This is a genomic window from Vibrio tapetis subsp. quintayensis, assembly GCF_030409945.1.
GTDB lineage: Bacteria > Pseudomonadota > Gammaproteobacteria > Enterobacterales > Vibrionaceae > Vibrio > Vibrio quintayensis.
Window position 1 is genome coordinate 1 of the sequence record NZ_JAUFQV010000032.1, and the last position, 26,045, is coordinate 26,045.

18 protein-coding genes and 1 pseudogene are annotated in these 26,045 nt (G+C 44.1%); 9 read left to right on the forward strand and 10 right to left on the reverse strand.

The window, feature by feature from the left end:
* The 5 genes and pseudogenes from QWZ04_RS15685 to QWZ04_RS15705 form a co-directional block, all read left to right on the forward strand.
* Positions 1–101 (forward strand): annotated as a pseudogene (locus QWZ04_RS15685) (IS6 family transposase); the annotation flags it as partial.
* A gap of 531 nt (positions 102–632) precedes the next feature.
* Positions 633–791 (forward strand): hypothetical protein, encoded by a 159-nt coding sequence (locus tag QWZ04_RS15690; RefSeq protein ID WP_290329194.1) that lies wholly within the window; start codon positions 633–635, stop codon positions 789–791.
* A 111-nt stretch (positions 792–902) separates the two neighbouring features.
* Positions 903–2,810: a methyl-accepting chemotaxis protein gene (locus QWZ04_RS15695; protein ID WP_290329195.1), complete on the forward strand. Its 1,908-nt coding sequence runs from the start codon at positions 903–905 to the stop codon at positions 2,808–2,810.
* Positions 2,811–3,562: 752 nt separating this feature from the next.
* Positions 3,563–4,267: an oligogalacturonate-specific porin KdgM family protein gene (locus QWZ04_RS15700; protein WP_290329196.1), complete on the forward strand. Its 705-nt coding sequence runs from the start codon at positions 3,563–3,565 to the stop codon at positions 4,265–4,267.
* A gap of 367 nt (positions 4,268–4,634) precedes the next feature.
* Positions 4,635–5,333 (forward strand): oligogalacturonate-specific porin KdgM family protein, encoded by a 699-nt coding sequence (locus QWZ04_RS15705; protein ID WP_290329482.1) that lies wholly within the window; start codon positions 4,635–4,637, stop codon positions 5,331–5,333.
* A gap of 141 nt (positions 5,334–5,474) precedes the next feature.
* On the opposite strand, the gene QWZ04_RS15710 is transcribed toward QWZ04_RS15705, so the two are convergent.
* From QWZ04_RS15710 to QWZ04_RS15725, 4 genes are all read right to left on the reverse strand, one after another.
* Positions 5,475–6,350, reverse strand: coding sequence for a DMT family transporter (locus QWZ04_RS15710; protein ID WP_290329197.1), 876 nt, complete (start codon positions 6,348–6,350; stop codon positions 5,475–5,477).
* Positions 6,351–6,421: 71 nt separating this feature from the next.
* Positions 6,422–7,138, reverse strand: a complete 717-nt coding sequence (locus tag QWZ04_RS15715; protein ID WP_290329198.1) for a 3'-5' exonuclease — start codon at positions 7,136–7,138, stop codon at positions 6,422–6,424.
* Positions 7,138–9,006, reverse strand: a complete 1,869-nt coding sequence (locus tag QWZ04_RS15720; protein WP_290329199.1) for a putative nucleotidyltransferase substrate binding domain-containing protein — start codon at positions 9,004–9,006, stop codon at positions 7,138–7,140. The genes QWZ04_RS15715 and QWZ04_RS15720 overlap by 1 nt, the downstream gene beginning before the upstream one ends.
* Before the next feature lie 158 nt (positions 9,007–9,164).
* Positions 9,165–9,884, reverse strand: a complete 720-nt coding sequence (locus QWZ04_RS15725; RefSeq protein WP_290329200.1) for a FadR/GntR family transcriptional regulator — start codon at positions 9,882–9,884, stop codon at positions 9,165–9,167.
* A 389-nt stretch (positions 9,885–10,273) separates the two neighbouring features.
* Here QWZ04_RS15725 and QWZ04_RS15730 point away from each other — a divergent pair, with 389 nt between their 5' ends.
* On the forward strand, positions 10,274–10,996 hold the full coding sequence (locus QWZ04_RS15730; RefSeq protein WP_290329201.1) for a FadR/GntR family transcriptional regulator: 723 nt from the start codon (positions 10,274–10,276) through the stop codon (positions 10,994–10,996).
* Between the two features lie 133 nt (positions 10,997–11,129).
* Positions 11,130–12,434 (forward strand): MATE family efflux transporter, encoded by a 1,305-nt coding sequence (locus tag QWZ04_RS15735; RefSeq protein ID WP_435433626.1) that lies wholly within the window; start codon positions 11,130–11,132, stop codon positions 12,432–12,434.
* A 154-nt stretch (positions 12,435–12,588) separates the two neighbouring features.
* Here QWZ04_RS15735 and QWZ04_RS15740 read toward each other — a convergent pair whose 3' ends face one another.
* The 3 genes from QWZ04_RS15740 to QWZ04_RS15750 form a co-directional block, all read right to left on the reverse strand.
* Positions 12,589–13,344 (reverse strand): SDR family NAD(P)-dependent oxidoreductase, encoded by a 756-nt coding sequence (locus tag QWZ04_RS15740; RefSeq protein WP_290329203.1) that lies wholly within the window; start codon positions 13,342–13,344, stop codon positions 12,589–12,591.
* Positions 13,345–13,568: 224 nt separating this feature from the next.
* Entirely contained in the window at positions 13,569–14,855 is a 1,287-nt protein-coding gene (locus QWZ04_RS15745; RefSeq protein WP_290329204.1) for a sensor histidine kinase, read from the reverse strand.
* A 13-nt stretch (positions 14,856–14,868) separates the two neighbouring features.
* Positions 14,869–15,552, reverse strand: a complete 684-nt coding sequence (locus QWZ04_RS15750) for a response regulator transcription factor (RefSeq protein ID WP_290329205.1) — start codon at positions 15,550–15,552, stop codon at positions 14,869–14,871.
* A 212-nt stretch (positions 15,553–15,764) separates the two neighbouring features.
* Here QWZ04_RS15750 and QWZ04_RS15755 point away from each other — a divergent pair, with 212 nt between their 5' ends.
* On the forward strand, positions 15,765–16,538 hold the full coding sequence (locus QWZ04_RS15755; RefSeq protein ID WP_290329206.1) for an efflux RND transporter periplasmic adaptor subunit: 774 nt from the start codon (positions 15,765–15,767) through the stop codon (positions 16,536–16,538).
* Between the two features lie 8 nt (positions 16,539–16,546).
* The gene (locus QWZ04_RS15760) at positions 16,547–19,588 is read left to right on the forward strand and encodes an efflux RND transporter permease subunit (RefSeq protein ID WP_290329207.1); all 3,042 of its coding nucleotides are present in this window, start codon (positions 16,547–16,549) and stop codon (positions 19,586–19,588) included.
* Between the two features lie 111 nt (positions 19,589–19,699).
* Here QWZ04_RS15760 and QWZ04_RS15765 read toward each other — a convergent pair whose 3' ends face one another.
* The 3 genes from QWZ04_RS15765 to QWZ04_RS15775 all read right to left on the reverse strand — a co-directional run bounded on the left by QWZ04_RS15765 (position 19,700) and on the right by QWZ04_RS15775 (position 25,828).
* Positions 19,700–21,451 (reverse strand): sodium:solute symporter family transporter, encoded by a 1,752-nt coding sequence (locus tag QWZ04_RS15765; RefSeq protein WP_290329208.1) that lies wholly within the window; start codon positions 21,449–21,451, stop codon positions 19,700–19,702.
* Between the two features lie 94 nt (positions 21,452–21,545).
* Complete coding sequence (locus QWZ04_RS15770) at positions 21,546–23,696, reverse strand: heparinase II/III domain-containing protein (RefSeq protein ID WP_290329209.1); 2,151 nt, start codon at positions 23,694–23,696, stop codon at positions 21,546–21,548.
* Positions 23,696–25,828, reverse strand: coding sequence for a heparinase II/III domain-containing protein (locus QWZ04_RS15775; protein ID WP_290329210.1), 2,133 nt, complete (start codon positions 25,826–25,828; stop codon positions 23,696–23,698). The genes QWZ04_RS15770 and QWZ04_RS15775 overlap by 1 nt, the downstream gene beginning before the upstream one ends.
* Positions 25,829–26,045 lie beyond the last annotated feature (217 nt).

A 26,045-nucleotide genomic window follows, 5' to 3' on the forward strand; every position in this document is an offset into this window, starting at 1 on the left:
ACGCCCCCATCAAGAAGCTCGTCGTCAGCACAGGCGGTTTTAAAATACGAAAGCGAGCTTGGTCAACCATCGAGGGATTCGAATCACTTCGAATGTTGAACAACTGGGTAGATCTGCACTCTCTGATTAATTGCAACAGCCCCCTAATTAGTAAAAAAAAGCCCTTACCTAGGGTGTTGTGTAAGGGCATAACCGAAATATTTATACACTACGCTAAATGGTGATTGGGGGATACCACCGCGATCTTGAACAAATCTACAACAAGTGTGTACGTTCACTGGCATTACTCCAACGACAGGCCTGCTCCACCTACATAAAACAAAACCACGCTGACAATAAACCAAATTAACAAACGTGTGGCAACCGATTTAATCGATAATAATGTAATACAAATAAACTTACCACATCTTTGCTTACAAAATATCAATTATACTGTCAGATTGTGCATCAACTCACATCCCAACAAAACCAAAAACCAATCAAAACCAATAAAATCAATTACTTAAAATCACCAGCCTAATCTAAAAAAGCGATATGGACGATGAACGACAACAAAATGATCCGTTTCACAGAATGTCACACGCGCATAGTCTATTATTATTGTAGTATTTAAAACCCATAAAGATGTAGAAATGAAGCACCTCAGAGATGATAACGCAGGCGTTGTGGCTAACAAGTCAGAATGGGGGTCGTTAGCTAAAGACGCAGACTTTTCTCACTTTACGGTTAAGAAAAATCTAGCCGAGGTATGGGCACAGCCCGGCATAGAACTCCTCAACCCACAAAAGTAGTACTTACTATCATTCAATAATTTAAGCCCACAATTAGGCCTCGACTCTGAGGCCATTGTTTTTTTGCCTACGCGCATTAATGACTCATTTATTATCATAAAGGACATATACATGAGAGCTCTTGGATTTAAGCTCAGCTTACTATCTGCCATTACCGCCTGCCTAATTTTGGCTTCTATCATTACAGGCTATTTTTCTCATAGCCAAATTAAAGAGCAAGTAGAAGCTCGCTTGATCAATAATATTCAACATTCTTTGCATGCCGAAAGTAAAGACATCTCCATTCTTTTTGACCGCGCAATCGGCTCAGTCACGGAGTTGGCAGCGCTATACAAAGAAAACCAATACAGCACTGCTCATGAAAAACACGTTGCTTCAGCTGCTCGTATCGGTGGCGTATCAAAGATCACTCTGGGGTTTAATGATGGTCGTTCATACGTTTCTAAATCTTCAGAGTCGTTTCCAAATGGCATTGGTATATTAGAAAAATACGACCCAAGAACTCGTCCGTGGTACCAAAAAGGCAAAAGCAATAACGGGCTTAGCTTAAGTGACGTCTTTTTCACAAAAAGTGACGGTACTCCAATGATTGGCGTGATGCATTCGGTCGCAGACGGTGTAATCATGGCTGACATCCGTTTTAGTAACTTACAAAAACAGTTAGAAAACATGCAATACATCGATGGAGCATCTGGCATCATTGTTGATAAACAAGGAACTGTACTCGCCTCGACTGCAACTTATGCCACAGTAAAAGACAATTTACACAACGGCCTTTTAAGCGAAGTAAGTACCCACATGTTTGGTCAGAGTAATGCCAATATCGAAGGGCAAATTGACGGAGTCAACACTCTGTTCGTCTCTCAGAAAATTCCATTAGTTTCAGGGGATGAGTGGTACCTCATTGTGTCGATAGACAAAGAAGTCGCTTACGCTCCGGTAGCCGATGCTACCTGGAAAATGGCCATTATCATCTTAATGACTGGGCTATTCACTCTACTGATCATGCTTTTCGCCCTAAATCGTCTTTACAGACCAATTCATTCTTTAAGAACACTGGTGGATGACTTATCTCATGGAGAGGGCGACCTAACTCAGCGCCTAAAAGTAGAAAGCAAGGACGATTTAGGTCAAATAGCGACAAGCATTAATGCATTCGTGAGTAAATTGCAGCAAATGTTAATAGAGATACAAAGTGCCACCGCATTGCTTACCGACCGTGTAGACAACTTACATGTGCACAGTCGAAGCAGTGCTGAAATACTGGCTACGCATACAGAAGAAACCACTCAAATCGTTACCGCTGTTGAAGAGTTGTCGCATACTGCGCTGCAAGTTGTCGAACACTCTCAAACCGCGTCTTCATCCACGCAAGAAGCGCACGAGAATACACAAACAGCGAATAACACCATCGGTGCAGCTCAAGGCCGCATTCAAACATTATCGACCGAAATTCAAGAAACCTCACATAATGTTCAAAACATGAATAATGAAACCACCAGTATTCAATCCATTGTTGAAGTGATTGGCGGAATTGCCGATCAAACAAACTTGCTTGCTTTGAATGCGTCTATCGAAGCCGCACGAGCGGGAGAGCAAGGCAGAGGGTTTGCCGTGGTTGCCGACGAAGTCCGAGCTCTCGCCAGTCGAACTCAGTCAAGCACAACAGAAATTGAACACGCGCTATCCAAATTGAAGCAAGAAGCTGAGATGGTCGTAACTTCAATTAACAACACTCAAACGACCTGTGACAAAACCGTTGAAGAAGCACAAGACGTATCAGTAAGCCTGAACGCACTGAACGTAAACATCACGGGGGTGAACGATCTTAACACCCAAATTTCTACCTCGGCCAACGAACAAAACACCGTCATACAAACCATCAGTGAGAATATCCATCACATCCATGCCATCGTAGAAAAGCTAAATGATGAGGGGCAAAACCTCCATTCAGAAACTCAAGAAATTGCTAAAGTTAATCAAAACCTGACTGCACTTTTGAATCAATTCAAGCTATAACGTTAAGAGCAGATTGATAGGCTCTAGGCGATATGCAATGGTCTACAAGTACTAAACAATTAAGCAGTACCGATTTAAGCTCCCTAATCTGGGAGCTTTTTTTGATCTCTTGTCAGTACGTAAACAACACCAACAGTACTCATCACGTCACTACTCACATGGCAGGCGATAGACCTCCGTAATACGTCAGTCATCCACACTACTATCAGATTAGTCCTCTACACAATTCATAAGCACTTAAATGCAAGGGCTCCTGACAACATCCCATTCATATCCCTGTAAAGAGCATGATGTGATCCTCCTCGGCATCCCCCCCCTTTCGGGTGGCTTAGAAGTTAGTGCACTTACTTCAACACAAGCCAATTATTTTTATCTTTCATTCATTGTTTTTAAGCTTTTCATTGATGGTAATTAGAGCGTTATGGGCATACATCACATCGTAGTTGGTTATCACGCCAACTAATGTAATATTAAATGATAAAATAACCTAAAAGATGAGTTAATTACTTCACATTTTCATTGATAAAACCATTCCTCCCCCATGAAACACAAACAACAAAATCAGATAGAAATATATTAAAATCAAACTATTATGATACAGAAATATATGTTTTATAAATTTTATATTTTCTATGCGTGATGTCGATCACGTGAAATAGAATAAAAACAAGCATAAAATATTTGTCATACATTAATTCAATATTGTTAAAGCGCGCCTCCCCTATAGGTGTTCATATAAAGATGGAACTAAAATGAAAAACATAAATAAAATTACTATTGCTCTGACTACTACTTTACTTGCTTGCTCGGTTTCTGCTGCTTCTATTGACTACCGTCACGAGTATAAGCATGAGCAAAAGCGCCACGCTGACCGTATTAAGATTGGTGGTAGCAGTAACGATTTCTACTTCGGTGTAGAGATGAAGTTCAATGGTGCTCAAAATGATGATGGCAGCCAAGATTTGTACAAAAACCTACAACGAGGCGATTCTGAGTTTGATTTTGGTTACAAACACAAAATTGATGACAAATGGTTCGTCCAGCCAGGTATGCCAATCACATTTAGTAGTGAAAAAGTAACCTTTAAGCCTCAGGTTCGTGTTGGATACAAATTTGATTCTGGTGTTCAAGCGAAACTTCGTTACCGCCATGAGTTCCAGCAGTACACAGAACAATCAGGTGATGATAACCGCCAAAAAAGCAAAATCACCGGTAACCTAGACTACAGCTACGAGCAGTTCCAATTTGGTTTTGAAGGTAACTACGAAATCGCTCAAACGGATGGCTACAAACTGTTTAATGATGGTGACACTAACTACGAACTGAACTTTAAAGTGGGTTACAAAATTCCAGATACAGCATGGCGCCCATACGTAGAAGTAGGTAACGCGTCAGTTTCTAGCAGCACGGATCAACGTCAAATGCGTACTCGTGTCGGTATGACATACAGCTTCTAGCGTCAAGTTTTCAAGGTCCTAATGCTAAACCAGCTCACTGAGCTGGTTTTTTTGTGCTCTATTCCCAAAAAACATAGAAACCGGCATCTAAACCAGCTCAATACATCAAAATCGACCTAAATATGATGTTATAGACCTCACAAGTCGAACCAATAGCCCTATTTTCGCCTTTCTGTATAGAACACACTTTTGTTCACTAAGTCACTGTATAGCAAGTAAATGATATCGAAACCATTCGTTACAACTATTAATTAATGTAAAACAGGGAACTTCTAGTGATGGCCGTCACATCAATCAAGTCATTCGATCCGATATTATATTTGTCATACATTACTATGAATCATCAAAAGGGTATCGAATGAGACTTATCTCTAAAACTAATCTTACGCTTGCTGCTACTGCGTTACTGGCTACTACTGCTGTATCTGCTGCTTCTTTTGACATGCGCCACGAATACAAGCACAGCTCTGATCAACATGCGACTCGCGTTAAAATGGGCGATAGCATCGATAACTTCTATTACAGCGGCGAATTAAAGTTTAAAGGTAAAGATGGCGAGTTCCTAAAAGATCTGCAAAACAACGGTTGGGAATTGGACCTAGGTTACCGCCACAAAATCAATGATAATTGGACATTACAACCAGGAATGCCAATTGAAGCTCGTACAAGCGGAATTACGTTCAAGCCTCAACTTCGCCTGACCTACGCGCTAGACAGCATTGAAGGCCTTAGCTTGAGCGGTCGTTACCGTTATGACATCAAGCAATACAGTGACGGTACATCAACCCAGAACCGCCACCGTTTAACCGGTAACATTAACTACAAATTCGATGAGTGGAGCCTAGGTCTAGAAGGTAACTACTACAAAGCAGACGGCTACGATTTATACGAAGATAAAGACACTAATGTTGAGTTTAACTCTACCATTCGTCGCAGCTTCGGACAGTGGGCACCGTACGCTGAATTTGGCTATGCGAGCTACTCTAAAGACGGCGGTTATGGCCAACAAGCGACCAACAACGCATTTGAACTGCGTAGCCGTGTCGGTCTAACGTACAGCTTCTAATCTGCACACATGCTAGGTAATAAAGGCGCTAATATAAGCGCTAGGCAATAAAAAGCCAGCTCGGCAACGAGCTGGCTTTCATCTATCAGCCGATTAACACTTAGTAAAAAGTCAAAACAGCCATTTAAGCGACTAAAGCTATCAATGTGATGCTGCGGTATCTCTACGCCAAGTAAACCACTTGCGCCATTTTATCGGCATCATAGGGACGACAATAAGTAGAATACCAAATGCGGTGAACACATCTGGAATTTCATCAAACCACATCACGCCAAACGCCGTCACAAACGCCAAACCAGAATATTCAGCAAGCGCAATTTGACTCGCATCCGCTTTTTTATAAGCGACCACCACGATGGCGTGGTAGCCTAAGACAAATACGTTAATCGCCATAATCCACATCACGTGATGCCATTCAATCGCTTGCCACTGGTACCAAGCGATCACAGCCGCTAAGGGTAATGTCATTACCGTGGTCCAAAAAAGTGTCGATACCAAATGCTGCTCTGCTGGCAATTTTCTGATCAGAATATTGCCCAACCCCATGGCTAATGCGCTGCCTAGTGCGACAATCGCTGCCCAGTGAAACTGCTCGGGCCGCAACACAATGAGTACACCAACAAAGCCGATGAGAGTTGCGATCACTTTAGCTAAAGGCGGGGACTCTTTTAACAACACGACCGATAACGGCAACATCATCAGAGGCCCAACATAAAACATGGCGTTTGCGGTTGCCAACGTTAAGTGGGTGATCGCCACCATGGCACATGCACTGCCACCTAAAATCAATTGTGCCCGCCAAAACGTAATCGAACAGCACCCTTGATTGCGTGTTTTTTTAGGTAACGTTATCCAAAGCGGAAAAATCAACAACAAGCTCAAAACTTGCCGAATAAAAACATATTGGAAAGTGGGTACTTCACCATTCAGAACTTTAAGAGACACATCTGAAAAAGACGCAAGTAAGTTAGCTAGCACAAGCAAAAAAATCGCTTGGCTAATATTTTTTTGATTCATAGATATTTACAGCACTTATCTGGGGAACAAAAACGGTTCGTAGAACAACGAACCGTTGGATCGGGTTAGCATTAATGGCTCATGCGATACAGGGTGCCAAAGGTTGCCGGTTTATTGGGAGAAATTCGTTTTGATTGTGCCAATAACAGCTCTGCTGTAGAAACCGCATCGACTAACGCATTATGATTATTATACTCAGGCAAACGATAGCGAGCCCTTGTAGTAGCCAGTGTTACGTCAACATCTTCTTGCTGGCTAATGGCATTGACCAACGTCTTCTCCATGCACATGGTATCAAGCCATAATAATGGCAACGCACTAAAACCATAGCTCTTCTTCAGATAGCTGCTGATAAAATTCGCCTCAACGACACAAGCGTGAGCAACCAAAACTTTACCTTCAGCCGCTTCAAAAAATGTCATCATCGCGTCATGAATCGACCCGGCGTCAGAAATCATCTGCGGAGTAATGTGATTGATCACCGCTGTTTCGGGTTTTATTTGAGACTTATCTTTGACGTAAAGGTGCCGGCTAGAGGCGAGATCTATTTTCCCCTTAGCCACTTCCACCCAACCAATCGACAAAATTCTATCTTCATTACAATCAAGCCCCGTCGTTTCAAGATCCAAAACGATGTACTCCAGCTCATCCGCTGATTGGAAAGTGTCAGGACAAGGCTGTTCAATTAGGCGGGTTAATACCTCTGGAAGAACAACTGAATTAACGTATTGCTTACGCTCTCGTTTCATACGCTCCAGTGGGTGGAAATAGTTAAATAACTTTTTCATTACCGTGCACCAAATCGAATTTTTGCCGCATCTTGCATATCTGCCACAATTCTAAAGGCATCTTTAAGGTGTTTTCGCTCAAAGCTGCCAAAGCTATCTGGGTCAATATGATTATCCGGCACTTCGCCTTTCTTTAACGCGTCTAACTGATGGCTATACCTTACCGACAAAATAAATCGGTAAGCGTCCAATATATTACGGTGGGCATCTTCGCTCAAAATACCTTTTTCTCTCGCACGGGCAAACCGTTCATCGGTCGACGAGGAATCGCATTCAACCGCCAAACCGTAAATTCGCGCTAAATCAATAATGAGGTTGATTGCGTATTTTTTAACGTTGAGGGTTTTTCTGTTTTCTCCGGATTTTTCTAACACCAAGTTATTAAATATGCCAAGCGGCGGGTTAGTCGTGACGGCGTCTCGAACCAACATGCTCAAAAACTCTCGGTTAGTTCGGATACTTTGATGCAGCGAATCCCTCATTTCATCGCCAAAGCTTTGGTTGCCGTAAATGGCCCGCACTTCAAGGAACACACTGATATTGAGTAAGCGCTCGTATTCCGGATTCGCAACCCATTTGCTGTAATACTGTTTCCAAACCGATATAGGTTGACACCATTTTGGTGTTGCGGCCATAAATTTGCCCGGGCATAACGGATATGCGCAGGAATCAAGGCCGTTAGCAACCATCATCGATAAGTGTTTAAAGTAAATCCGATCACTATCAGTGGCTGAATCGCTCAACACGATGGCGCTATCTTGGTCAGACAACATGTGCACTTCATTCCGAGCGTGTGAACCCGCAACGATCCAGGCAAACTCACACGGTGGAGGGCCCAATTTGTCGATCGCTATTTGAATTAAACGACGATTATAGGCATCCATGATCATCGCCATCACTTTACCCACGGTTTCCGTGGCGACTTTCCCCTCCACCAAGGCTTCAAAAATCGCTTGGCGTTCAGAGGTAAAGGCGGCCAGCTCTTTAACACTGCCTGCATATTTTATCTTCTCTATCAAAAATATGGCTTGGACACGGTGGTTTTGTACCAAGTGCGACGTGGTCAGAAGGCCAAGTACCTTGTTGTCTTTCACAACAGGCAGATTGCGTATGTTAAATTGCATCATGACTGACGCAGCATGTAACACCAAGTCGTCTGGTTTTATGGTTAATGGCGCATAGGTCATGACATCAGAAATGGGACGCTCGATTGACACCCCTTTCGCGATCACACGCTTAGTCATGTCTCTGTCGGTAATAATGCCGACGATTTTGTCGTCTTCATAAATCACGGCTGAAGACGAACGTTGAACCAAGCGCATTTCATGAGCGACCGCTTGAATCGACATATCTGCTGTCACCACAGCGATACGACCACTTGCCACATCTTCCACTTTACGAATGAACAAACCTTTTTCTTTGTTCGACCACACCACATCAAGCGCCGACTTTAAACGCACTTGAGCTTGTGAGGCAAAATGCTCAGCATATTCTGGATTATTGACGAACAACTCTTTCAAAGCGGCATGAGGAATAAGGTAAAGAAGAGAGCTTTCAATCGCGATGGCTGTATAGCCTTTTTCACTTTCGACGCTGTGATCCAAGAACGTAAAGCCGAACAAATCTTCAGACTGTAAACGAGCTCTTAGTACACCGTCGGGCTTTCTTTGCTCCATGGAGCCGGTGCGAACAATGTAGAGAAACTTCTCCGTCTTTTTGTCCTTGCAAAGGTCAATCACTTCCCCCTTACCCAAATAGGTGATTTGCACCTTCTCAGCGAGTTTTATTAAGATCGGCTTAGGCAGCTTATCAAACGGGTCAATCTGACTAATAAACTGGATAATATTGGGAAGCAGTGATTGTTGCATGGTGATCCTCCATTGTTATCATCATATTGTATAACCAATTAACAATGGATGCGCCAATTTATCTCTCAAAAAATTGAACCTAACCGGTAAGCCTCTAAATAACAGCCACAAAAAAGGCCAGCTCGTAGGCTGACCTTCTGCCAATGCACTAAGGAGTATTAGTTCATTGCAGGTAAACGGTGTTTAGATTCTTGCAAGTGATCAGCCGATGCTTGTCTTGCTTTGTCTTCGTTACCGGCCATGATCGCTTCATAGATTTCACGGTGTTCGTTAATGCAAGTACTGCCCTCTTCTGATGAGTGAGTGATAAAGTTAACAAACATGGTTGTCAAAATATTCCCAAACGGCAGATAGAAGTCATTACCAGTAGAACTAAAAACTAGGCGATGGAATTTTGTGTCGACTTCCGTCCACTTTTCCATATCAAAGACTTCTGCTTCGTCTATGTCACACATTTCTTGGAAAGCTTCAGATATCTTGATACGTTGTTCCGCAGTGGCATAACGAGCAGCCAAAGCACATGCTTCTGGTTCAATCGCACGACGTAGACCTAAGAACTGTTGGCAGAATTCTTCAAGATCGGTTAACCCATCCATCCACTCAATCAATTGAGGGTCAAGGAAGTTCCAATAAGCGCGATCGACAACCTTCGTCCCAATCTTCGGTCGTGATTCTAACAACCCTTTAGAGGTCAAAAGTTTTACTGCTTCTCTGAGCGCCGTTCGGCTAATACCAAACTGCTCACATAACGCCATCTCACCAGGTATGATTGAGCCTTGAGGCAAATCACCAGACAAAATACCACGCGCAATTTCACGTGCAACTTGCACGTGTAGGCTGCGCTTTGAGCCTGAGATTGAAGCAAAATTACCAGCCATAGTCACTTTTCTGCATATATGTATTATTTAAGCCTTATTATAGCATCAACGAATACCCCTACATATAGCAGCATTTAATAAACGTGACGTAGGAGCTTAGTTGCCATCAATACCAATAGTCATACAATACAACTAAAAAGAGTGTTTCATGTCACATTGCTTCAAACAAACCTCCTATTTATTGGCTAACATCGTAAATTTTCGATCCTACCACCTTGACGAAATGATGTGCTATTGTATGATTATTATCACTTATGATAATGAACAACAAATTAAGTGAACCGTGATGTTTAGCAGTTTAAAAGGTAATAATGCTCCAAATACCGAATCAGCAGCCGGTACAATCTTAAAAGTTGCGCATATTTCAGTCGAATTTGGGAGAGCATGAAATGGCTGTTTTTTCCATAGTCTCTGATTCTAGTCGCCGTCTTCATGTCCAGGTCGCTCGACAAATCGCTCGAAAGATACTCTCTGGTGAGTTACAACAGCGCGAAAAGCTGCCCAGTGAGCTCGAGTTGTGTAAACAATTTGGTATTAGCCGGACTGCCTTGCGAGAATCAACTAAACTCCTCACCTCTAAAGGCTTATTAGAATCTAAGCCGAAAGTCGGTACGCATATTAGAGAACGTCAGTTTTGGCACTTTCTAGACCCGCAACTACTGGAGTGGATACAAGATATCGAAGATACTGAACCATTCTTGACGCAATTCTTAGGCTTAAGAAAAGCGATAGAACCAGAAGCGTGTGCGCTCGCAGCGAACAATGCCAGTATTGAGCAACGAAAAACACTATCAGTATTAATCCAAAAAATGACGGTCGCGGCTAAAGAGTTTGATTACGCCACATGGGGGGAAGTTGATCATAAGTTTCACCAAACTATATTCCTTTCAACAGGCAATCAGTTTTATATTCCGTTTGGCAATATTTTGAATACTATCTTTTTGCAGTTTATTGATAAGTCAGCCGAGGGCGGACGCTTTTGTATTGACGAGCATCGTGCAATTTACGATGCCATTATGTCAGGGCAGCCGGATCAAGCACGCTTTTCATCATTAAATCTACTCAATGATGAAAATCAAAAGTTGGCGCAAGAGCATGCCATTAGCGGCTAGTTAATTCTGAATGGCACACCACTCAAACCATAATGTCTTAGGGCATTATGGTTTTTTACATCACAGCGAGGTCTATTTCTTGTCTTCTCCATCTTATGCTAGAAAGAACTTCTCGTTAGCGTGGCCATTAGCGTTGAACGCGCTATTGATGCAATCAATGCTAATGATCGATACTCTTTTGGTTTCACCTCTTGGTGAACTTCCTCTCGCCGCTATGGGCATATCCACCACAGTTGTCGCCTTTATCTTAGGCATTCAGATGGCGCTGGCGAACGGTACTCAATTGGTTATTAGCCGAGCTGTGGGTTCAGGTGTCAAGGAGTCGTTGTCGAAATCGTTTTGGTCGGGGCTGTTAATCAACCTATCCGTTGCGGTTCTATTTTGGTTATTGCTGACTGTTTTTGAACGCCCTTTATTAGAAGCACTGACCGATGACCCGAAATTGTTTAGTCAAATCAGCAGCTACATCGATATTTCTAAGTATATCGTTATCTTCAACGCCCTAACACAGATCATTATCGCGTTGTTCAATGGTTTAGGCCGAACCAAAGTACCGTTTAAAGGCTACTTGATTGAAATGCCGGTCAACGCCATCGTCTCTTACCTGTTAATTCATGGCTATGGCTCAATACAAGGTATTGGTGTTGAGGGAGCAGCTTTGGGTAGCTTATTCGCCATTGCTGTTCGTTTGGCTTATCTCAGTTTGTGCATGCGTTTCGATGACGAAGTAAATATCAGTAAGTTCTCGGTGCTGTCTTCAATGAGGAAAAACATTCGTAACCATCTCATCGAAATATTCCCCGTAGCCGCGAATATGACCATTTTGTCGATTGGTGTAACCGTTTATCAATTACTTTACTCCCAGCTCAACATTAACGCATATGTAGCCATTACGCTTATCATGCCTTGGTTACGTTCTGGCACGCAGTTCATCACCGCGTGGGCTCACGCAACGGCAATCACCATCAGCCAAGCGATTGGTTCTAAGAGTTTGGATAACCTGACCAAAAATGTCGATACGAGTATTAACATCGCTGTTGGTATTTCATTCTTGTGTGCGCTGGCCTTTACTTTAATCAGCTTGGTCATTGCCGATATTTACCCTGATTTAGACCCATCGACCTACGAAGCGCTTGCACTCATTGCCCCGCTGTACATCTTTTTACCCATTGCTCGTGGTTACAACACGGTTCATGGCCATATATTGCGATCTCTTGGCAAAACAACCGCGGTATTTAAGATTAACTTTACCGGCCAGTGGTTAATTTCGATCCCGTTATGTGCGCTACTCGTGCTGGTGTTTGACGTGTCCATTTTTTGGGCATTTGCCATTCAACCATTTGAAGAGATCATCAAAGCCTTGCCATTCCGCCACCTTGCTCGAAAATCGTTAAAAGAGTTTGATGCGAAAAAAGCAAGCAAACTCATGTACGACTAGCTAAACAGAGACGCTCTTCGGAACCATGCCTAAGCAAGTCCGAAATAGCTCAACCAAAAATAGCCATCACATCAACAAAAAAGCACCTCAGATAAGGTCATATCTGGGTGCTTTTTTTATTTCTAACAGTAGCTACTTTGCAAGCTTAACGAGACTAGATACCTAGAGCTTGACCACCACCAATTTGAAGTGTTTCTGCCGTCATGAATGACGCATCTTTGCTTACCAAGAAAGAGATAACAGAGGCCACTTCTTCAGGCTGACCAAGGCGACCTAGCATGATGCTGTCTGCCCATGAAGCAAATACTTCAGGCTTAGTTGATTTGATTTGAGCATGGAATGGCGTGTCGATAGTACCCGGAGAAACCGCATTAACACGAATGTTTGCTGGCGCTAACTCTTTTGCCAAAGCACGAGTTAATGTGTGAACGGCCGCTTTAGAAGTACCGTAAATACCCGCACCAGGGCCGCCTGCGTTCCATGCAGCATTTGAAGTGAAGTTGATGATTGAAGCATTATCAGATTTCTTCAAAAATGGAATCGCTGCACGTGAAACAAAAAATGCGCTATCAAGGTTAAGTGCCATTACAGAACGGAAAAACTCAGTGCTCATTTCCTCAATTGAGCTACGACCGCCTAGGCCACCAGCATTGTTAACGACAACGTCGATGTGGCCGTACTTCTCACCAATGGCTGTGATTGTTTCAGTCACGGCTTTATCATCCGTAACATCAAACCCGTAATACTCAGCTTCAATACCAGACTCTTGAAGTTTCGCAACACAAGCTGCGCCTTTCTCTGATTCGATGCCATTAAGAATAACGGTGTAGCCATCTTGACCAAGACGTGTAGCCACTTGGAAACCAATGCCGCCTGTTGCGCCAGAAATAAATGCGATTTTCTTAGACATAATGACACTCTCCTGAGTAATAAATAATATTTAGGAATGAAGCGGTTGAGTCACATTTCATTGGGATCATTCTACCAAGATGAATACGAAACAACTTAAATCCTATTGTATTACAAATGAGGACTATTTAGAACCGACCCAACAAGGAGAAACAAGAAAATGACTGATAACTCGTCTATTTAAGCGAGAAGTGTGACGAGGGGCTCATCACACATAATTGAAAACTAGTTTGTATCAGGACGTAAACACACCAACCGAGCCACACAGCCGCCTTTCTCGTGATTATCTAGCAAGAATGACCAACCGTAGCTTTCACACAGCCGGCGAACAATCAGTAAACCTAGCCCATGCTCAGTGTTATTCCCACTGAGTTCATTCAGCCCAGAGCCTGTGTCAGTGACTTCAATAAAATCGGAGGTAATCTCAACATGGATGTATCCCTTTTGAGTAAACCGGATGGCGTTTTCAACCAGATTTTTAAGTAGGATATTCATGACGGTATACGGCATATTTAGGCGCGTTCCCTCCCCTACATTCATATTGAACGTCACATCGGCATTAAGCTTGCTGAGGGACTTATCAAGGCTCAGGGTTTCAACGGTATAGTCATACAAGATACCGGTCTGATTAGCGTTTTCTTGCTTTACAATGTTGAGCAGCACTTCTACCGTGTCTTGCATCCCCGTGGCGGCATTAATAATTCGGTCGCGTTGCTTTTTCTGAAAGTCTTTATCCTCTTTCATGCTTTGTAAATTAGCCGCGCCAAGCACAATGGATATTGGAGTTTTCAATTCGTGGCTAGCGTAATTTGCAAACATACGTTCTTGCTTCATTAAGCGGTTTTTCATTTGGTTGTAGTCGTTCAGTCGCTCAGTTAGCATTTGTACTTCATCAATCGCTCGCTCTGATACGGCAAAATCATGATCACTTTGTTTTGCAAGTTGGGCACTTAAATCAGAAATCGGTGACATCAAGCCATCAAACATGCGCTGTAAGGAGAAACGTAAGAATGCGATTAACAGCAGCATCAATATCATAGCCGTCAGCAATAAGGTGTCCCAGTTATCATCACCAAAGTCTAATGCTCTTGAACCGACACTCAGGTACAGCGGACGTTCAATACCAGCATCATCAGTAAAACGAGTGTGAAGTACCATAAAGCCGTTTTCAGAAAAAGGCTTATATCGAGTCACTCGACCGAGTTCGTAAGGCAATTGAGATTTTAATTCATCCGGTAAAAATTGTTCATTATAGTAGGCGTACACATTGGGGCTTATCTTAGCCGTGCCAACTTGTTCTAGCGAATAGTGAGTAATGGCGACGCTCTCAAATGCGACTAAATGTTGCTGGGTTTGCTGATCCTCGTTGTAAACCAGATATAAAGAAAATACCAAAAAAACAACAAATGAAGAGGACAGAGCGATAACCGAAAAGGTTTTGAGTAGCCTAGATTTCACATCTTGAATCGAGTTACCGCCTCGAGCGAGATGACGCGCTTTTAACCATTTCATTCTGTCACCAGCCTCAAGCTTTCACCAATCGGTAACCCGATTTCGGCACGGTCATTAACATTGGATAAGCATACGGCTTGTCCAGTACATTTCGTAACAAATAGATGTGGCTGCGCAACACATCCTTGTCCGGAATATCTTCCCCCCATAGTTGATAAATCAACGCTTCTCGAGAGACAATATCACCTTGTGCTTTTACCAAGGAAAGTAATATTTGATATAGCGCAGGAGCTACCACTACAGAGCATCCGGCACGAGTCACCAAATGCGTTTTTTGATCAATCGAGATTTCACCATAGGTCAGTAGCGTTTGGGCAACTTGCCCTCGGTAACGCTTGATAAGGGCCGTTAAGCGAGCTTCTAATTCAGGGAATTGAAACGGTTTACTAATGAAATCATCAACACCACTTTCGAAGCCCGTCAACAAGTCTTGCTGCCCGTTCAACGCCGTAAGCATCAAAATTGGCGTGGTGCAGCCGCTGTCTCTAAGCTCTTGTGCCATTTGCATGCCATTTTTCTTTGGCATCATCACATCTAAAATGATCACATCAAATTCATTCTCTAGAGCAAGCTGTAACCCTTGCTCACCATTGTCCGCAAAATCGACTTCAGCACCTTTCACTTCTAGAAAATCCGCCAGTATGCCTTGCAGTTCCTCATTGTCTTCTACTACTAAAATCTGTCGACCCGCTAGCATTCTATTACCTCTGCCCTAGTTTCTATTCTGTCTTTCTCTTTGCCATCATACGGATTTTCTGTCGAAAAAAAGTCGAAGCTATGCCAAACCTTACCGTATGTTTCATCCATTCTAAAGTTCCTGTCGATAAAGTCTCTATCTATGTAGTTTCGACAAAAACTCGACACGCTCCCCATCAAACTGCAGCCAACTTGAACATTTAGGAGTCCATCATGAATAAAACATTTCTGTTTTCACTGGCATTGCTACAAGGCGTTTCAACCCACGCATATTCCCTCGACCTCATTGGCAAAGCCACAGGAATCGACCCAGTCAATGTTGTTTCAGAAGTAAGCGGTGTTCTGAAACAGATTAACTGGTACACGGGAGATGTCATTACTCGCGGTGCGCCACTGGCGTTAATCAACCCTGTCGACTTTCAATTAGAAGTACGCAAACAAAAGGCCAACGTTTCTTTAGTAGAGGCCGACTTATCTATCAAGCGTTCTTTATACAAGCGCTACGTCGAACTGCGAGGCAAAAACAGCTTATCGCAAAATGAACTCGACATCGCTAAAGCAGATTTCGATGCCGCTAAGGCTCAGTTGTCTCTTGCCAAAATTGAACTTCAAAAGGCCCAGCTAGATTTAGACCGCACGTCCATTCATTCAAGCATTGAAGGTTACGTGGTGTCTAGGCCACTAGAAGCAGGCGCGTGGGTCAATCAGGGGGATTTACTGTACCAGTTGATCAACATAGATAAACTCAACGTGCGCTTGCTTGCGAGCGAGTTCGACTTAGCGTCACTGTATGTCGGCCAACCGATTCAACTATGGTCTGAATCCAATCAGAACAACAAGATACTTGCCAGTATCAAACGTATTGGCGTTGAGCTTGATCCTAGTACTTACGCCTATCCTGTCGAAGTGAGCATCAATAATGCCGAACATCAATTTAAGCCGGGAATGTCTATTCACGCAACCACCACCTTTGAAACCAATAAGTAAGGGTTACCATGAAATCACTATTGGCCTACTTTGCGCAGCGTAGCTTTTTAGCGCGTATTATAACCTTAATGGTCTTGCTGATTGGCTTTGGGGCAATGAGCACGTTGAAAATGCAAGAATTACCCGACGTGGCGTTCGCTGAAGTCGACATTACCACCCAATACCCGGGGGCATCAGCTCAAGATATTGAGCTTAATATTACCAACAAAATTGAAAAAGAACTTAAGTCCGTCGAGGGCATTAAAAAGTACAATTCCACATCCGCTGACGGTCGCTCTTCCATAAGCCTAGAACTTAACGAAAGCTACGATACAGCGAAGGTCTTGGCAGATATTCAGCAAGCGGTCGATCGAGTAAAAGGCCTACCAAAAGACATCAGCGATCCTCCTCTAGTCGCACAAAAAAGCACCTCTTCTTTTGAGGTCATGACCTTTGGCGTTGTAACTCCCGTAAGCGAAGTTAAATTAACGAAAGCTGAAATTGCCAATAAAAATAGTGCACTGCAAAACTACGCGAGAGAGCTTGAAAAAAGGCTGCGTGATGTTGCCGGAGTAGGTAACATCAGCATGACCGGCTTTACAGAACGCGAATACTGGATTGAAGTCGACCCGAGTAAAGTTTCCCGTTATCAACTGACTTTTTCAGATATTACCTCGGCCATCAACACTCGCAATTTATCCTTATCCGGTGGTGTTGTGGAATCGTGGAATAGCGAGCAACGCATCGTCACACTCACTCAAATACAATCAGTCCAAGAGCTAGAGCAAACGATTGTTGATGTACTCCCTACCGGTGAAATCATTCGAATTGGCGACGTTGCAACGGTTTCGGATACCTTTGAAAAAGCCACTAAATTGGGCATGGTAAACGGGCAAAATGGCATTGTCTTTTCCGTTATAAAAAGCGCGAATGCCGACATCATCGCAACCATTGATCGAATCAAAGCCCTCTTAGAAAAGGAAGAAACCCGTTTAAATAGCAAGTTTGCATTCCCGGTATCACTGAATCTTGCTGATGATATGAGTGACAAATTTTCCATCGTAACAACCAATGGCGGCGTGGGTCTGATATTGGTATTAATCGTTCTTAGCATGGTATTAAAACGCCAGGTCGCTTTTTGGGTATCGGTCTCGATTCCATTTTGTGTGCTTGGGGTAATGGCCGTGTTGCCTATGATGGGAATGAACCTAGACAGCATCACACTAGCAGCGCTTTTATTGGTAATAGGCATAATAGTAGATGACTCGGTCATTGTTGCCGAGAGCATCTACCAAGAAAAAGAAAAAGGGAAAAATGCGTTAGACGCCGCCACGTCGGGCGTACAACAGGTCATAACACCAATCATCGCCAGCCTAACTACAACGGCCTTAGTCTTCATCCCGATGTTTTTTATCCCTGGCTCCATGGGCAAAGCCGTGATTGTGATTCCGATTACTGTGATTGCAGCGCTGCTGTTTTCATTAGCCGAATGTACATTTACGCTACCGGCGCACCTCGCTAAATCGCTAGAAAAAGAACCTCTGAAAACGGACAAAAAAGATCGTTTCCAGTCAATTACTCGTCGCTATCAAGCATTATTGACGCTTTGCCTTAACTGGAAGAAAAGTGTACTCGCGTTTTCTATTCTAGCCTTATTTGGTAGCGCCACGCTGTTAAGCACCATCACGTTGGATTTATTTCCAAGTGAATCGGCAAAATACATTGAGGTTTACACAGAAGTTGCGCCCGGCACTCCGCTAGAAAGCGTTCAAGCTGCCCACCAAGAATTAGAACAAGCTATCTCCGCACTGGAAGACAGCGAACTGGCTGCCTTTCAGATGGCATATGGAAACCCTGCCAGTCGTGGGCTTGTTACCTTAACCAACTTTGAAAAAAGAGAGCGCACGGCCAATACTATTGCGGATGCACTCAATGCACAACTGAGCAGTAACGGTGCGATTCAATTCGTGAAATTCACGGTTGATGCTGGCGGACCGCCTCCAGGAGAGCCCGTTGAAATCCGTGTGATCAGCAACAATCACGCTGAAAGAAACCAAGCTCTGGACATGGTGATGGGTTGGATGGAACAACAGCCAAGTTTAAATAAAGTCAAACACAACGAGGCGCTTACCGATCCACAGTTGCAGATTTTACCTCAATACGAATGGTTGGCTCGCTACAATCTCACTGTTCAAGATTTAGCGGTCACACTTCGTATTGCCTTTGATGGTGAAAACGTCACATCAACATGGATTGGCGATCAAGAAGTCAGCCTGAGAGTGCTACTAAACGAACAACATCGCAGCCTAGAGAAATTGCAAACCACAAAAATATCGACGCCGAGCGGGGCGCAAGTACCACTCAGCCGTCTTGCGAAAGTACAAGAAGTGCAAGCCCCCCGAGAGATATTACATTATGGCGGGGATCGTCAGGTTTTAGTCAGTGCACAAATTGTCGATGAAAATCTGAGCCCGGGCTTACTAAGCAGCCAACTGACCGAAGCGCTGGCAAGTAAAGTCGGCAATTCTGTTCGGTTAGAAATTGGTGGTGAGGCTGAAAATACAGATGAAACTATGTCTGGGTTCCTCGTCGCATTTCCTGCCGCCATGGTTGGCATTTACTTTGTCCTCGCGATTATGTTTGGATCATTGCTGCAACCTTTGATGATCATGGCGGTTATTCCGTTTGCGGTGGTTGCTGCGTTGATGGCGCTATTTGTACACATGCAGCCTTTATCTTTGTTTGCGCTGATTGGTGTGTTGGGGATGACAGGGGTGGTCGTTAATAACTCGTTAGTGCTAATCAACCGAATCAACGAACTACGTCAAGATGGGCTCGCGATGTTAGAGGCCGTGGTGCAAGCATCCACCAGCCGTTTAAGGCCGATATTATTGACATCGATTACCACAGTAGTTGGCTTGCTACCGCTGTCTTACGGGATCGGTGGAACCGATGTTTACATGGGCCCAATGTCCTTAACGCTCGGTTATGGCTTGTTGTTTTCACTGCCTGTCGTATTACTGGTTATTCCATGCCTATACGCCGTAAGCTTTAGCCGTAAATCGTCATAGTATTCACTCTTAGTTGGCTCGCTATGTCTTCACTTAAGCCGCTCGAAAAAGCCTAGCGAGTGCACTGTAAGGGGAGTGGCAATATAGACCCGCCATTCCCCTAATTAGCATTTACTCTGGTTGCACTTCAGGCATTGCCGGTTTTCGGCTTCGATACAAGTGGCTGCCAGCAAGCAAAATCAATCCACCGATCACAAAGAACGTTGCCTTATCTGAGGTTTGATCAAAAAAGAAACCAATACTCAAAATCAATGCTCCTAGTACCTGAGTTATTCTACCCAGGTACGCTCCTTGTCTTCGGTCTACTTTCGCTTCCTCGTCCTTGTCTATATTGGTGTCCAAGTTCTTCATCATTTGATTAAGCTCTTGGCTTCGTTTCCCTACCGGGTCTTGATAAAACAGGCTGGACAATATGAAGAAACCACCGGTAATGACGAACTGCGCAGACAGGGCCGACACAACTGCCAAATCAACAGATTCACGGTGGGTAAAGTTCTGAGCACCAAACAGCGGTAGAAGCCAGTCAACATCAAATACAAAATGCATGAACGAAGAAACCAGTAACCCAACCACAATGGTTGCCCAACCAGACCAATCTGGAGTGCGGATGACCACCAACGCCAACAATGACGGAATAGACAATGGCATTTGCAACAGGGCGCCAAACAACATCATCAAATCAAAGAAGCTGTATTCGTCAATTGATGCGAAAACCAATGCGGCTGCAACGGACAGTACACCAGTGATCACGGTGGCGAGTTTCCCCACTCTCATTTGCTGCTGCTCTGTTGCCTTAGTATTGATAACAGACTGATAAACATTTCGAACAAAAATGCCTGCATTGCGGTTCAACGCGGTGGTCATCGGTGCAATTGTGGCCGCGATCATCGCCGCGAGCACCAAACCCAGCACGCCTGTTGGCATATACTGGTCGATGTAATAAAGATACGCCGCGTTATTTGCACTGGCTCCTAGATTAGGATAAATGGCTTGAAGATCAACGTTCATCGTCGCGGCAACCCAGGGCGGTACAAACCACATCACCGGGCCAATAATAAACAACACACCCGCAACCCAAGCGGCTTTCTTGGCTTCTTTCTCGTTAGTTGTGACTAAAAAACGATAGCACGTCAGCGCATTATTGGTATTGACGGTTTGTTTGGTCATGATAATCACGATCCACACAAAGAATATTTGCCAATATTGGATCCCCTCGCCCATCAAGACGTTGTGTGGATATTTAGCAACCAACTCGCTCGGACCGCCAACATGCACTAATGCAAACACACCAACCGTCATCGTGATCGCCACCAATAAAATTAGTTGAATCACATTCGTCGCCGAAACTGTCCATGCGCCACCACTCACCGCAATAAAAGTAACTAATACCCCCACGGCAAGGATCGTGACATAAAGATCCACATTGAGTACCGCCGCAACGAAAATCGCTAACCCGTTTAGCCAAATTGCGGCGCCTAAAATACCCAGAGGAAAGCTAAGCCAGGTGTAGGTTTGTTCCGATACCTTGCCAAATCGAATCCGAATAACTTCCATTGCGGTTTCAACGCGTAACTTGCGATAACGCTCCGCGAAATAGGCCGCCGCAACAAAAAACCCTAACGCATTGCCCCAAAATAGAAACAACACCGTTAGGCCATCTTCATACGCTTTTGCTGCCGCTCCAGTGAATGTCCAGGCAGAAAACTGAGTCATAAATGCCGTAGCTCCCGCCATCCACCACATCATGGCACCGCCACCACGAATGTAGCCTGAAGAGTTTTTAGAAAAACGCTTGAACACGATTGCCGCCAGCACAATGAAGCCAAAGTAGGCTCCGATAATGGACACATCTAATACTTCCATAATACTCCAGGTCAGTAAAAAAAGGGCGCATTCCTAAGAAAGCGCCCGTTTATTCAGGTTCAATTTGACGATTCAGCGTTCAGCTGATTCAAACTTATAGCTGAGCGAAAGAGCCTTCCCAAGTGAACGTCTCGCCGCCAAATTCAACGGTATGAGTCGCGTTTTGGGCATCTTCAGTTAAGTTAGAAATCGCATAGTGGTAAGTGTTGCCTGATGTTGTCTCGATTTTAACAACCGTTGCAACTTCGTTGTTACCAACCACTGATACCGCTTTAACAAGGCCACGCGCACCGACTGATGCTTCAATTGACTCATTGAAGTAGCCATGAGTTTCTAGTACCGACGCAAACACGTGGTTTTGACCCGTTTGACGCAGGATAAACGCAGGTTCGCTCTTCAGGTTGAAATCTGGATCGTTAGCACCTGTGCGAGCAAAAATCACTTCGCTGCCTTCAACAGCACTGGTTACCATGCTGTAGTAGCTGTTGCCGTGTAGCCAACTCACAAGTGAACCTTGATCAACAGAACCAGATGCAACGTTCCATAGGTGTTGGTAACCGTTATCTTCGCCCAGTGGCTTCAACGTTTTTTCAGCGTTGTAGTCAAAGTCCGTACGGATGATTTGACCTGAGTGGTGTACTGGCAAGTCATATTGGTGTTCAGCATCCGCTTCAATACGGTATACATCAATGACCAGTGGTTTTTCAAATTCAGGCAGCTCAGCCAGAATCACACTACGCTGCATGTCTACGCCAGTGTAGTAATCAGAAATAGTACCGCTCATGCCTTGTAGCGACTGATCGCCGGCAACAAAGAAGTGCTTTTGGCCAAACTTAGACTCAGCTAACGCTGTGTTGAAGTTGTTTTGAGTTTTCTTATCTACAACAACGGTATTGTGCGCAACAGTTTGCTTACAGTACGTTTTGTTTTCAGGAATGTAACGACCACCGAATTTCGGTTCAACGTTCACCCAACGACCAAAGCCGTAATCGTGCAGCACTTCTTGACCGCGGTTAAATACACTTAGGTGCAGGCCGTCGTAATGACCGTGATCCAACGCTGAGTGATATTGATGATCAGAACCATGTTGACCGAACCAGATCAATGCCATGGTATCGTCGTCTTTTTCATCACGATGACGCAAAATGCTGACGCCGCCTTTCTCACCTTTAGGGCCATCCGTTACAAACAAGCTGCCCCAGTTAAATGGTTTGATTTCGTCTGCTGCTGCAACCGCATTAGACAAAGTTTGGCCTGAAGAATGAACCCACACATCTTGTTGGTGGTTCGCCATGCCGAGCAAGGTTTCTGTTTGCTCGTAACGGTGGTAACAAACAGACGTTGCCATGATAACGCCTTCATCATTGATAGAAATCGTCTTAGATGAATCGTTAAGTGCTGGCAAGGTACCGTCTGGGAAGGCTGTCTTAAACACAGAGTACGACGTCGTTTTGATAACAGAATCGTTAAACTCGTAAATGCCGATTTCTGGCTGGCGACGTTCAATGGCTTCTGCGAACAAGTAAATTGGGCGCAATGAGAAGCGGTGGTAGTAAGGCCCTTCCATGTAGTAGCCGTCTGGCGAGAACAATTGGTCTAGCTGTGCTAGGAAGCCGCCGCTTACTTTGTCCATTTTCAGGCCGTATAGCGCTTTGTCTACTGACTCTTGATCGTTAATTGCATAACCACAAATACCGACTGCCGCTACCGCCCAAAGGCCATGGTTGTGCACAATATCGAAATCATGAGCGTAAGTGACCACGAACATTTCGATCATTTGCTTAAGCAAGTCGTCTTCAATCAGGCGCTTTTGCTCGTCAGAAATCGTGTGATAAATACAGCTGTAAGCACATGATGCATAAAGCATCCACATGTTTTCATTCAACGTTTGGTGGAACAACTTACCCGGAGGATTAGAGTCGAGGCTCACGTTGCTTTCTAGTGTAGGGTACACCGTTGCGTATGCTGTTAGCATATCTACAATGTAATCACGGTATTTAGTTTCTTCAGTGATCAGAAACAGACGACCCGCAAGATCCATGTGGATGTAGTTTTGCTTATGACGGTTATGCTCGTAACCGCCACCTTCGCCGTGTCCTGGTACTTCAATACCAACGTCAACCATATAAGCGTCAGTTTTAGCGATATCGCGTGCAAGTGCATTACCAAGCAGAGTGTCTTTACCTAAGTCTTGGCGCAGAACTGCTGCTTCTTCAAAATTTAATAGTAGTGGTTGGTAGCTCATTACTTTGTCTCCATTTCTACAGCGAAGAAGCCTTTCCAGCTATAGATTTTGCCGTTAATTTCTACTTGATTGACCGTATTTTCATTGGCGTCTTCTTGATTACTTACCATAACTAAGTGACGCGCACTTCCGGTTTCAATTGCCACGACACTGCCTTGTTGGTTGTGACCAAGTACTTGAATTTTCTTCACTTCACCACGAGCACTAACCGATTGCTCAAACTCTTCATTAAAGTAACCGTGTGTTTCTAGCACGGAAGCAAACAAAGTATCTTCGCCTTTGCTGCGCATGATAAAGCTTGGTTCTGAGCGCAGGTTAAAGCTAGGGTCATTTGCGCCAGTTTGGGTAAAGATAACTTCATTAGACGCGTTTGAGCTTGTGCCTAACCAAGTGTAATAGGTATTGTTTTGCAGCCAGCTCACAAGCGCACTTTCACCGCATTCGCCACGAGCCACTTCCCATAGGTGCTGATAACCGTAGTCATCGCCTACCGTATTCAGCTCTTTGTGAGCGGTGTAGTCGAAGTCGGTGCGAATCAGTTGACCTTGGAACTGATGAGAGTAGTCGTACTCATGTTCTGCGTCACTTGATAGACGGAACAAATCAAGCAGTAGTGGCGCTTCAAGTTCATCAAACTGAATCATGAACACACTACGCTGCATACCCACATCATCAAAATGTTCGTTAGCAAAAGCACTCATACCATGAATTCGCTCGCCCGCGACTTTAAAGAAGTGCGGCTTACCATGAACGGCATCTGCGCGCTCTACGTCAAAGTAGTTTTGGCACGTTTGGTCAATGGTCACACAGTTATGAGCGATGGTTTGACGGGCGTATGATTTGTTTTCATCAAGGTAACGACCACCGAACTTCGGCTCAACGTTAACCCAGCGGCCAAAACCGTATTCACGCAGTACCTCTTGACCTCGGTTAAAGTAAGTAATACCCAAAGTATCAAAGTGACCATGGCCCATACCGTGCTGACCGTAGTTCATCGACAACTGGAAGACATCTTTTTTGCTGTCTTGCATACGAACAAAACCTTGAGCACCGCAATCGCCATTCGGCCCTTCACTTAGCTCAACACTTGGCCAAAAAGGTAGGCCCACGTTGTCTGCCGCTTCAAGCGCTCGTGATAGTTCTAGACCACACGCATGCATCCAAACGGCACCTTGAATTTTCGCCATACCTAATAGGTTTTGATCTAACTCGTAGTGTTTAGCGTATTGGCTAATCGCCACTTGTACGCCCATGTCGGTGATGCCCATAGTATGAGATGCATCGTTTAGTGCTGGGAATTCACCATTAGGGTATGCGGTTGATAGCATCGCCTGTACCGTGTTACCAATCACGCCACCTTTGTATTTAAAGATATCCAATTCAGGCATATGACGGTGCAATACTTCAGCAAATACACAAGTAGGACGGATCGCATAACGGTGATAGTACGGCCCTTCGATGTAGTAGCCCGACGTAGAAAACAGTTGCGAAATTTGCGCCAGGAAACCGCCGGTATCGTTTTTCTCGATACCATAAACAGACATTTCTAGATATTCACGTTTACCAATCGCCAAACCACAGATACCAACAGCCGCAACAGCCCAAATGCCGTGGTTATGAATACGGTCGAAATCGTGCGCGTACTTTTCAGTAAACATGTCTAGCATTGGGTTAAACAAACGAGAAACTATATGCTGGCGTTCCGTTTCAGACAGATAAGACGCAACGCATGAGTATGCTAGGCTTGAATACATTAACCACACATGTTCATTTAGAATTTGATGGAACAAACGACCTGTCGGGTTGGTGTTTTTCTGAACATGGAAACCAAACGTGAGGTACTTATCGGCGTAAATGTTCAGCAATTCTGCGACGAATTTAGCGTATTTTTCTTCTTTGGTGATAACGAACAAGCGACCCGCTAGGTTCATGTAAGTGTAGTTTTGCTTGTGACGGTTGTGCTCGTAACCGCCCGCTTCACCGTGACCAGGAACATCAATAGCCATCGCCATAAATGCATCCACGTCTTTTTTATGTGCAGCAATAGATTGACCCATCAAAGACGGGCGTCCTACTTCCTTACGTAGTTCCACAATTTCGTCTTCTGTAAACAAAATCGGTTGTGTCGTCATATTCATCATAACCCTCAAAGTATTCGCTGTATTGCTCATCTGCCACATAAAGTAATACAATAAGTCTTATCTGACCACTCAGACTTGATAAAAGAATGAGGAAAGTCACACAAATAAGCTTATAAATGCTGCATTTAGTTGGGTATCACCAAGAACATTAATCACCTAAGCTATTGTTTTATTTGAATTATGAAATAATACTTTTGACTCAGGTCAC